This is a genomic window from Streptomyces sp. NPDC015171, assembly GCF_043079545.1.
In the GTDB taxonomy this organism is placed as follows: domain Bacteria; phylum Actinomycetota; class Actinomycetes; order Streptomycetales; family Streptomycetaceae; genus Streptomyces.
This window is the reverse complement of record NZ_JBIBUO010000020.1, coordinates 97,233-106,685: the sequence shown is the minus strand read 5'-3', so window position 1 is coordinate 106,685 and position 9,453 is coordinate 97,233. Positions and strand designations below refer to the sequence as shown.

Genomic DNA, 9,453 nt, shown 5'->3' with positions numbered 1-9,453 from the left:
TGGAGTCCACCGACACCGTCCAGTCGATGTCGTCGTCAGCGTCCGCCGCCGTCAGGACCGCGGCGAGGATCCTCTCCCACGTGCCGTCCACGGCCGACCTGATCAGCCGCTTGTGAGCGGTCTTGAACGAGCCGAGCTCATCAGGAAGGTCCCGCCAAGGCGAGTTGGTGCGGTACTTCCATGCGATGGCCTCGAGGGTGCGGCGGTGGTCGGCCCGCCGACGCCCGCGGACCGGATCCGCCGGCATCAGCGGCTCGATCCGGTCCCACATCGCATCGGTGATCACTAATCGGATGGACACATCCGATCAACTGACCAACCCATCAAAGAGACACGGCCTAGGGCGTCCACCCACTCTTGAGTCACATGGTCCTCCCAAATCGGCAGATGCAGGCCCGAGACCCACGGGCCGTCGACCCGAGTGCCGGAACCAAGGTCGCCGAAGGCGCGGAATCGAATAGGTACCCGCGCCTTCCGGAGAAGCTCTTTGGTGATCAAACTGAGATGGTCAGGCTCTGCCAGCCAGACCCCGTTGGCATGCGGCTCCAGTCGCTTCAGCGGCCGATGAAGGCGGTGCGCGGCCGGGAAGAGGTAGGCAGAGGGCAGTCCGTCGAGGTCGAACATGACGCCGACACCATCGACGCTGAACCCGATGGCACCCACGTTGGAAACGCGCACACCAAAATGGCGCTCGACGGATTCGCCATTGATCGGGTTGAAGGCTTTGACGTTCTCGATCTTGGCGACGATGTTCTCGCCACCAGCACTAAGGACACCTACGGCTTCGACTTCAGCCTGCGGCGTGGTGAGCGCCTTGAAGATCCGCTCCGCCTGGCTCTCAGTGAGGCCGACACTCCGGCCCTGGGCAACCTGCTCCCGCTTCCAGTCGAGCAGCTCTTCCACGGGGTAGTCGTCCGCGTAGTCGTCGATCCACCCGTGATGCTTCGGGCAAAGCAAGAGCAGGTTTTCCTCCTTGTTCACCGGCTCGAACGCGGGATCGTACCGGGGGCCGCCAGCGCTCTCGGCACGGATATGCGCGATCTCTGCAGTGACGCTGATTTGCCCCCGGTGCTCTTGGATCAGAAGCTCCTCGCACTCGGGATAAGCACAATGGGATGCGCGGCCGAACAGCAGCTTGCAGAGCTTCGGGGTGGGCTTGAAGAGACTCACGGCCCCGACGATAGGCGGTCGACAGAGACGCGACCTGCAAATCCCTCACCCACCGGAACGACCTACCATCCCCTCGCGGGGCGGGGGCCAGCGGCGACCTCATCGCACGCCTGAGCCGCCCTGGAGCCCGTCACGGGAGTAGCGCAGGTTCGGAATACCGCCGCTCCGCCAGTGAGCGCGTACTTCGAGTTCCGGGTGCGTACGAACTCCTCGGACTGCCAGGAGACGATCCACACCAGCTCGTGCTCCTCGATACGGATCACAGCCATCCTCACCGCGTCCGCGCTCACAGGCCGCCACTGCTGGTAGTCGCGCTCCAGTTGATCCTCGACTGCCCGAACGACGGCTTCTCGCTCGATCACGCGTGCAGCATCCCGAACCGGTCCCTCTGCCGACCAGCGAATTCGGATGGCTCAGCGCCACGTACGTGACCGCCGGTGCTGAGTGACTTCCCGCTCTACCGCTCGGCGGTGCCGTCCGCACCGTCAATTTCGTAGCTCCGCCCTTGAAGCCGTTCACCGGCCCAGTCGAGCTCCACACCCAGGTCAAACCAGTGCCGATCCTTGCGGACTCCGGGCGGTGAGAGGTTCACCGCCGCCCACGAGAACACCCCCAGAAGAATGGAACGCCCGTGCGGCGTGGTGCGCACGGACAACGCAAACGGTGCAGCGAGTGCCGCGCGGGTCACCAACATGACCTGTTCATCCTCAGGATGTCGACGCCCACCCGTGAGAAATCGAGGCGTCTCAAGGATCTTCACCCACTCGACCACTGCATCTGCCACCTGGGCTCGCAAGGACTCTTCGATGCCCTTCCGGACGGCGATCGCGGGATCATCGCCAAGCCAGCCAAGCCAGTGATCAGGGACAGTGAGCCTTCTGAAGTCGTCCTGCGGCACCCCGTGACGAGGATTCTTCTGGTACTCACCCGTCAGTTTCCCGCTGCTGTCTACCAACCACGCGCCGCGGATTGCCTCGGACGGTACGTAGCCGTTCGGATCGTCGATATACGTCGGGTCGATCTCGGCGACGCTGCCACCGGGATTCTCAGCAGCCGCCGCCAGTAGCGCTGGCTCGTTCGGAATGCCCTTACGTCGGCTTCGCGAGCCAAACCCCCCCACGTTCCCACCCCCACCGTTGCTTGCCCAGTTGACCGTGATTGTGCCGCACCGGTCAGGACCGCATGCGGGGTGTACGTGACGGCGAGGGTGGGTGGGGAATCTCAGCGAGCCGCTCTGTCCCACCTTCAAGAGCCGCGCGCAGGAACATTCAGTCCCGGGATGAGCCTGCAATCACAGGGTCAGGACGGTCGGCCCGTAGGCGCTGCAGAACTCGCAATCACAGCTGGTGAGACAGTTCGCCTGGCAATGGGCGGTCGGCCAGAAGCGGGATGCACAGGGGCCTGGGTCAAGCAGCCCCTCGTCGCGGGGCACCGTCCTGTCGCACCAGGTACAGCGGATTGCTGCAGGGATGCCGGCGTCCTGCAGCCACCGGGCCGCCACGCTCGCCCGGTCGAGCGGGGCTTCCTCCAGAACCGTCACAGGGGCGCGGTCGAGTAGAAGCTTGCAACGCCACAGGCTCAGTCCGGTCACCGCTCTGACTGCCTGCAGAGCCTCCTGTCCGCCCTTCCCGGGCTCGGTCACAAGCACGGCGAACCCTGGCTCCTCCACGGACACATCTCCTTCGGCGGCGGAGTACGTGGCCCAGTGTGTCGATGGATAGAGCCCTCGGCCCGTCAATTTTCGGTGTCCCCTGAGCTGCCACGCACCGAGATCTTCACGGAACTGCGGCCAGAGCCACTTTCAAGGAGCGTCATCACAGGAATACGACAGCCACGGAACAAGTGCTCTGCGCCAGTATCCAAGAAGCTGGGCTGCTGCCCGGAGTGCCTCGACGGCACGCCCGCGGACCCCAGCAGCCTCATGACGCTCCCGGCCCCGGCCAATCACCGGCTGGCCGCGTGAGCCAGGCCCCGCCCCGACCGCACAGGCCGGGACGGGCCCCGCACAACCGGGCGGCCGCAGCACCGGCAAAGGCCGGCCGCCCGCTCCCTCAACCGTTTCGAGATCAGGAAAGCCCCAACATGACGCATCGCCCCGCAGTCTTCGCCGCCCTCCTGGGACTGACCCGCGCTGGCAGCACCCTCGGTGACTTCTGGGTGCAGAACGACTTCTGCGCCCGGGTGAAGGGCGCCTCCGACGACCACCCGGTCACCTACGAGGACCCCGCCACCGGCGACAAGACCACCCACGGCACGGCTGACGGCCGCAAAGCGTGCCTGCACCACTGCTTCACCTACACCGCCACGCAGGCCATCGTCGCCGGGGCCGGCGCCCGCGCTCTCGGCATCCGGATCCACCCCGTTGCCGCAGCGGCCGCGCTCGCCATCTCGTTCGGCACCCACTACGCGGCGGACCGCCGCGTCCCCGGCGAGGGTTTGCTGGAGCGGATCGCCACCAAGACCGGCAAAGGCGGCTTCTACAAGCTCGCCGGCTTCGGCATGAATGGCGCCTTCCACCTGGACGGTGCCTGGCACCACGGCTGGGAGACCGTCGCCGCGCTGGTCGCCACCACCAAGGCCACCAGCCGGTGACCGGCCGCACCCGTACCCGGCTGGACCGGGTGCGCGCCTCCGTGGGCATCGCCCAGCTCGCCCTCCAGTAATCGAGGACGACCTGAGCGCCGACGGCATCGACGGCCCGGAGCTCGCCGCGATTCCTGCATGAGCTCCAGGAGGACGTCAACCACCCCGGCGGCCTCTTCCCCGCCCTCGCGCAGCTGGTCACCACTGCCGCGCGGCGGGCGGAGCAGATCGAGCCGGACCACGACGGTGACGCCTCCTGCCCCCTGCACGAGGCCGCCGCGCTGCTCACCGACAACGCCAGGCAGCGCCTGAACTGGGCTGGCCGCTCCCTTCACCCGCAAGGAGATCTCGTATGACATCGGTGCTCTATCCGGACCTGCCCCCGTCGACGCTGAAGCCACGCGTCATCCGTCGACCCGAAGCACCACGGGAACATCCCGTCCGCTCATGCATCCCTCGTGCCCAAAGGCGTCCTCTGAACAGAGAGGCGGTCACCAGGACGAGGGCGGTGACATGCGGATGATCGCTGAGGGGAGATGGCCAGTCTCCAGCACCTGACGCGGCAGGGAGAGACCAAAGTGTTCGCCGATGACTTGCAGGGCCCTGCCGCTGGCCTCGAGCGAGGACATGTCCTCTTCGTAGCCGAGCACGTCATCGAGGGTGTCCTGCGGCGCTATGGCACCTGCGGCTTCCAGCGCCGGGCGCAGCAAATCAGGCTGGGCACCACTGGGGTCGTAGCCGGCGCCGAGCTCGAAATGCAGCTGTACGGCACCGTCGGCCAGGTACACGAAGAAGGACGGCGGATCGTCGGGGCGAGGGTCGAAGATCAGCACCTCGGCGCCCTGGGAGACTGCGGGGTCCAGAGCCCAGCCCTCGCTCCCTCCGGACTCGACGATGAACGACCAATCACCACTCTGGCCAAGGCGCCCGGCGCAGTAGACCTGCTTGAGGTCGACCAAGGCGGATGCCTCCCGGCCGGTGAGGGCGGCTCCGATCGCCACGGGCTCGTGGTCGGCCATGCGTCCAGCGAGTTGCTCAGAACTGAGGCCGCGGGCGCAGGTGATGTAGAGATCTCTGGCGTTCAGATGGGCGCCACCCCAGGCATCGGCAATCCAGGCAAGGCTTTCGGGCACTGCTGCTCTCCCGTCCCTACGTACAGCCGGTGGGGCACAGCGTAGATCCGGTGCTGTGCCCCACCAGTAGTCAGAGGCCGATCAGGGCTTGGGCACTGTGCAGGCCACGGTCGTCTTGGACGCGTCGCAGTGTGCGAACTGCGGGAAGTCCACCCAGTAGGGGTCCTTGTCCAGCAGTCGGTACCTGCCCGAGAAGCCTGAGCTGAAGGCCCCGCCCATCGAGGTGGAGTTGATCCAGCCCGACATGGCTGAACGTCCGCATGCTTCCTTCCACGTAGGGGCACCCTGGCGGATGTCGTCGTACAGATGCCACTCGCCCTGTTTGACGCGGGTCGCGTAGGTCTGAACGCAGTCGTTTCCGGCGTCGACTTCGATCATCCCGCCGATGGTGGAGGGCATGCCGCCGGAGTTGTAGCTGGAGGCGTAGGCGATCTCGTCGCAGGAGGCTTTGTCGGTACTGCTGATCTCGGGAACGGTGGTGGCGTCCGGGTTGCGGCCAGAGGCGTTCTTGTCCTTGCCGGGCAGAAAGAACATAGGTTTGTTGGCGGCCTTGCTGCCAGGGTGGTTGGCCAGCTTGGACTGGATCATCCACGCGTGAGCCACGGCCGACGGTGTCTTGGCGAAGTATGACCCACGTGGGCACGTACTTGTAGAAGGCACAGCCGGGTGTGGTCGAGGAGATCGTCTCGCAGCGGATCTGCGCATCGTTGGCCTGCCAACGGGTTGCAGACGGGTTCGCCACCGGCGAGTAGGCCGATATCTTCGTGGACAGGTCGAGCAGGTCGACGTTGTCCGTGCCGGTCCGGGTGTGGTCGAGCTTGCCGATCGCATACCGTCAGCAACATGGACTGGTCGCTGTTCGTGCCCGGCTTCACCATGGCTCGTGCGCGTCCGCTCATCGAGGACATCAACGAGGTCCGGCTGGTGCTGGACGCGGCCGACAGCGACGACACATCCCTGCGGACCGAGCTGGCGGGGCTGTCCTCGGCCGCCCGGGAGCGCAGGCTCCTGGAACTCGTACGGGTGCAGGCGGCGGCCACGCTGGGGCACGCGGGGCCGGAGGGGATCACACCGGGGCAGGCGTTCAAGGACTTCGGCTTCGACTCGCTCACCGCGGTGGAGCTGCGCAACCGGCTGCGCCGGATCAGCGGGCTGCGGCTGCCCACGACCCTGGTATTCGACCATCCCACGTCCAGGGCGGTGGCCCGGTTCCTGCACACGGAGCTGTTCGGCGCGGACGACACCGGCGGCCCGGACGAGGAGATCCGCACCCCGCTGGCGGCCATTCCACGGGAACAGCTGGAGAGTTCGAACCTCCTCGAGCAGTTGCGCAGGCTCGCACAGGGCCGGGGCACGGCGTCCGCGGAAATCGGTCCCGGGCACCTCCGGCTTCGAGTCCATGGACGCCGACGAGCTGATCGAGATGGCGTTGCTCACCGCTGACTGACCAGGTCGCGGTACGGCAACAAGGACAGTGCCCGGCCGGGTTCTCCCGGCCGGGCACTGTGCTGTCGCGCTGAGATCCGTCCACGGTCCTACTTCTTCGCCAGGGCGTCGGCGGGGTCGGCCGGCGCCTTGGGGGCCGCGGGCTTGCGGGGGTCGGCGTTGATGAAGACCGCCACCAGCAGCGCAGTGCCCAGCATGATGCCCAAAGCCCAGGTCGCGGCGACGGAGTAGCCATGGACGGTGGCGTCGCGCAGGGTGCTGCCGCCGTGGTGGTCGGCCAGGTAGGTGGCGGTGGCGCTGGCCGCGATCGTGTTGAGCAGCGCGGTGCCGATCGAAGCGCCCACCTGCTGGGCGGTGTTGACGGTCGCGGAGGCGACGCCGCCATCCTGCGGGTCGACTCCGCTGGTGGCCACCGCCACGGTCGGCACGAACAGGGTGCCGATGCCGAGCCCGAGCAGCATCTCGGCCGGCAGGATCACCGCGGCGTAGGAGCTGTCGGGGGTGAGCTGGGTGAGGATGGCGAGCGAGGCGGCCGCCGCGAGCAGTCCGGGCACGATCAGCAGCCGGGACGGCAGCCTGGGCAGCAGCCGGCTGGAGATCTGGGTCGCGCCGGTGACGTTCATCGCAACCAGCGGGAGCAGTGCGACGCCGGCCTTGACCGCGGAGTAGCCCATCACGGTCTGGAGCTGGTAGGTGAGGAACAGGAACACGCCGAACAGGCCTAGCGTGGCCAGGGCGACGGTGCCGAACGCCATGCCCCGGTTGCGGTCGGTCATGATCCGCAGCGGGAGCAGCGGGCTGCGCAGCCGGGCCTGCAGGACCACGAACGCGATGAGCAGCACGGCGGCCAGGCCCAGCGAGACGCCGACCCGGTCGGCGCCCCAGCCGCGCTCGCCGGCCTCGGAGAACCCGTAGACCAGGGCCGCGATACCGCCACAGCCAGTGACGGCGCCGAAGACGTCCATTTTCGCGTCCGCCCTGCCGGGCGGGTCGGGCAGCGTGGAGACCGCGCCGAACGCGGCGAGCACGGCGATCGGGATGTTGACGTACATGCACCAGCGCCAGTCCAGGTAACTGGTGATCAGGCCGCCGCCGACCAGGCCGAGTCCGCCGCCCGCTGTCAGTACGGCGGTGTAGATGCCGATCGCCTTGGCGCGCTCCGCCTGCTCGGGGAACATCGCCACCAGCAGCGCCAGGGTCGAGGGGGCGAGCAGGGCCGCGAACACGCCCTGCCCGGCGCGTGCGCCGATCAGCATCCAGCCGGACTGAGCCATACCGCCGATGCCCGACACGATCGCGAATCCGATGACGCCGGTGACGAGTGTGCGCTGGCGGCCCGTGCGGTCGGCGATGCGGCCGCCGAGCAGCAGCAGTCCGCCGAAGGCCAGGGTGTACGCCGTCACCACCCACTGCCGGTCCGCGTCGGACATGCCGAGGTCCTGCTGCGCGGAGGGCAGCGCGATGGTCACGATCGTCGTGTCCAGGGTGATCATTAACTGGGAGAGTGCGATGGCTGCCAGCCCCCACCACCGTCGGGCATGCAGCCGGGCGGGGTCGACAGCCGCCGCGCCCCCCGCTGCCTTGTCGGTCTTGGTCATCGCGGAAAGACACCTTCTCGGGATCGGGGGCCGGAACCCCACATTCATTACCTGTCGACAGGTAAAATTGAAGACATCGACAACGCAGTTCATTGCCTGCCGATCGGCAAGTAATGAAGTGAGACGCATTCTCGGTGACGCCGAACCGTAGGCTTTGGGCGCAACGAGGGCGAAGGAAGGACTTCCATGGCTGGGCGACGTACCGATACGCGTGAGCGCGCACAGCGCGTCGCGCTTCAACTCTTCGCCGAGTACGGCTACGAGGGCACGTCGCTGCGCATGATCGCGGAGAAGCTGAACATCACGAAGGCCGCCCTCTACTACCACTACAAGTCCAAGGAAGAGATCCTCGCCGCCGTCCTCGGTGACTTCTCGACCTCGGTCGCCGAGCTCATCGACTGGGGCAAACAGCAGCCCAAGGGACCCGGGACCCGGCGTGAACTGCTGCGCCGGTACGCCGATCTGACGGCGAACGGCATCACGGCCGCGGCCCGGCTGCTGCAGGAGCACGAACCCTCGCTGCAGGAACAGCCGCTCGCGGCCGAGGTGCGCGGGCACATCATCACGCTCTTCGATCTGCTGACAGGTCCGGGCGTGCTGACCGGCGGCGTGAGCGACCCCGCCGCCTCCTTGCGGGTACGCCTCGCCATCGCCGCCCTGCACATGGCGGGTGACGAGGCCGAGCGCTCGGAGGGCGGCGGGGACGAGCTGATCAGCGCGGCGCTGAACATCGCCTGCTCCCTGATCGATCCGCCGGTGGGGTCAGCACCCGAGCACGCCCCTGACCACGTCGGCGACCTCGACGGTGTGCTCGCCGAGGAAGAAGTGCCCGCCGCCGAACATCCGTAGGCCGAAGGCGGTGTCGGCCACGTCGGACCAGGCGCGAGCCTGGTCCAGGCTCACCCTGCGGTCGTTGTCGCCGGTCAGTGCGACGACCGGGCAGGTCAGCGCGGGACCCGGCTGATAGCGGTAGCCCTCCAGTGCTTCGCAGTCGCTGCGGATCGCCGGCATGACCATGCCCAGCAGCTCCTCGTCCTCGAAGAGCCGCGCGTCCGTCCCGTGCAACAGATCGAGTTCGGTGAGCAGGGAGTGGTCGTCCAGTGCGGCGATACCGGTGCCCGGAGCACAGGTGGGCGCCCGGCGGCCGGACGCCAGCAGGGCCCGCGGCACGATGCCCTTGGCCTCCATGCGCCGGGCCACCTCGAAGGCGACGGTCGCGCCCATGCTGTGCTCCAGCAGCGCCAACGGCCGGTCGGTCCACGGCAGCAGCGCCTCCAGCGACTGTTCCACCAGTTCCGCCATGTCGTTCACGCATGGTTCCCTGTACCGGTCCTGGCGGCCGGGGTACTGGATCGCGATCACCTCGACCTGCGGGGTGAGCTCCTCCGCGAGCGGGAAGAAGAAGGTCGCGGAGCCGCCGGCGTGCGAGAGGCAGACCAGCCGGAGCGAGGCCTGTGGCGCTTCTCGGAAGCGCCGGATCCAGGGCGAATGATGCACGGTGTTCGTCGTCACGAGGTGCCCCT

The 9,453-nt window shown here is 67.6% G+C and carries 12 protein-coding genes and 1 pseudogene; 4 read left to right on the top strand and 9 right to left on the bottom strand.

The window, feature by feature from the left end:
- The 5 genes from ACF073_RS35860 to ACF073_RS35840 form a co-directional block, all read right to left on the bottom strand.
- Positions 1-301 (bottom strand): transposase (locus ACF073_RS35860; RefSeq protein ID WP_392075666.1); only part of this gene is annotated, 301 nt, incomplete at its 3' end.
- A complete protein-coding gene (locus ACF073_RS35855) occupies positions 286-1,170 on the bottom strand; it encodes an HNH endonuclease signature motif containing protein (protein ID WP_392075665.1) in 885 nt (294 codons plus the stop codon). The genes ACF073_RS35855 and ACF073_RS35860, both read right to left, overlap by 16 nt.
- A gap of 62 nt (positions 1,171-1,232) precedes the next feature.
- On the bottom strand, positions 1,233-1,532 hold the full coding sequence (locus ACF073_RS35850) for a YrhB domain-containing protein (RefSeq protein WP_392075664.1): 300 nt from the start codon (positions 1,530-1,532) through the stop codon (positions 1,233-1,235).
- A 95-nt stretch (positions 1,533-1,627) separates the two neighbouring features.
- Positions 1,628-2,290, bottom strand: a complete 663-nt coding sequence (locus ACF073_RS35845) for a hypothetical protein (protein ID WP_392075663.1) — start codon at positions 2,288-2,290, stop codon at positions 1,628-1,630.
- Positions 2,291-2,461: 171 nt separating this feature from the next.
- Positions 2,462-2,812: a hypothetical protein gene (locus ACF073_RS35840; protein WP_392075670.1), complete on the bottom strand. Its 351-nt coding sequence runs from the start codon at positions 2,810-2,812 to the stop codon at positions 2,462-2,464.
- Positions 2,813-3,252: 440 nt separating this feature from the next.
- On the opposite strand from ACF073_RS35840, the gene ACF073_RS35835 reads away from it, so the two are divergent.
- Entirely contained in the window at positions 3,253-3,762 is a 510-nt protein-coding gene (locus tag ACF073_RS35835) for a hypothetical protein (protein WP_392075662.1), read from the top strand.
- Positions 3,759-4,109: pseudogene (locus tag ACF073_RS35830) on the top strand (hypothetical protein). The gene ACF073_RS35835 and the pseudogene ACF073_RS35830 overlap by 4 nt, the downstream one beginning before the upstream one ends.
- A 135-nt stretch (positions 4,110-4,244) precedes the next feature.
- On the opposite strand, the gene ACF073_RS35825 reads toward ACF073_RS35830, so the two are convergent.
- Entirely contained in the window at positions 4,245-4,886 is a 642-nt protein-coding gene (locus tag ACF073_RS35825; protein WP_392075661.1) for a DUF6461 domain-containing protein, read from the bottom strand.
- A gap of 81 nt (positions 4,887-4,967) precedes the next feature.
- A complete protein-coding gene (locus ACF073_RS35820; protein ID WP_392075660.1) occupies positions 4,968-5,474 on the bottom strand; it encodes a hypothetical protein in 507 nt (168 codons plus the stop codon).
- Positions 5,475-5,729: 255 nt separating this feature from the next.
- Between ACF073_RS35820 and ACF073_RS35815 the strand changes: the two genes are divergently transcribed.
- A complete protein-coding gene (locus ACF073_RS35815; protein WP_392075658.1) occupies positions 5,730-6,329 on the top strand; it encodes a beta-ketoacyl reductase in 600 nt (199 codons plus the stop codon).
- A 92-nt stretch (positions 6,330-6,421) separates the two neighbouring features.
- Here ACF073_RS35815 and ACF073_RS35810 read toward each other — a convergent pair whose 3' ends face one another.
- A complete protein-coding gene (locus ACF073_RS35810) occupies positions 6,422-7,930 on the bottom strand; it encodes an MFS transporter (protein WP_392075657.1) in 1,509 nt (502 codons plus the stop codon).
- Between the two features lie 186 nt (positions 7,931-8,116).
- Here ACF073_RS35810 and ACF073_RS35805 point away from each other — a divergent pair, with 186 nt between their 5' ends.
- The gene (locus ACF073_RS35805) at positions 8,117-8,779 is read left to right on the top strand and encodes a TetR/AcrR family transcriptional regulator (RefSeq protein WP_392075656.1); all 663 of its coding nucleotides are present in this window, start codon (positions 8,117-8,119) and stop codon (positions 8,777-8,779) included.
- On the opposite strand, the gene ACF073_RS35800 is transcribed toward ACF073_RS35805, so the two are convergent.
- Complete coding sequence (locus ACF073_RS35800) at positions 8,693-9,442, bottom strand: thioesterase II family protein (protein WP_392075655.1); 750 nt, start codon at positions 9,440-9,442, stop codon at positions 8,693-8,695. The genes ACF073_RS35805 and ACF073_RS35800 overlap by 87 nt on opposite strands.
- Positions 9,443-9,453 lie beyond the last annotated feature (11 nt).

Coding starts and splice junctions, on each gene's coding strand:
- ACF073_RS35835 (WP_392075662.1), top strand. CDS start 3,253: ATGACGCATCGCCCCGCAGTCTTCGCCGCCCTCCTGGGACTGACCCGC.
- ACF073_RS35820 (WP_392075660.1), bottom strand. CDS start 5,474: ATGATCCAGTCCAAGCTGGCCAACCACCCTGGCAGCAAGGCCGCCAAC.
- ACF073_RS35815 (WP_392075658.1), top strand. CDS start 5,730: ATGGACTGGTCGCTGTTCGTGCCCGGCTTCACCATGGCTCGTGCGCGT.
- ACF073_RS35810 (WP_392075657.1), bottom strand. CDS start 7,930: ATGACCAAGACCGACAAGGCAGCGGGGGGCGCGGCGGCTGTCGACCCC.
- ACF073_RS35805 (WP_392075656.1), top strand. CDS start 8,117: ATGGCTGGGCGACGTACCGATACGCGTGAGCGCGCACAGCGCGTCGCG.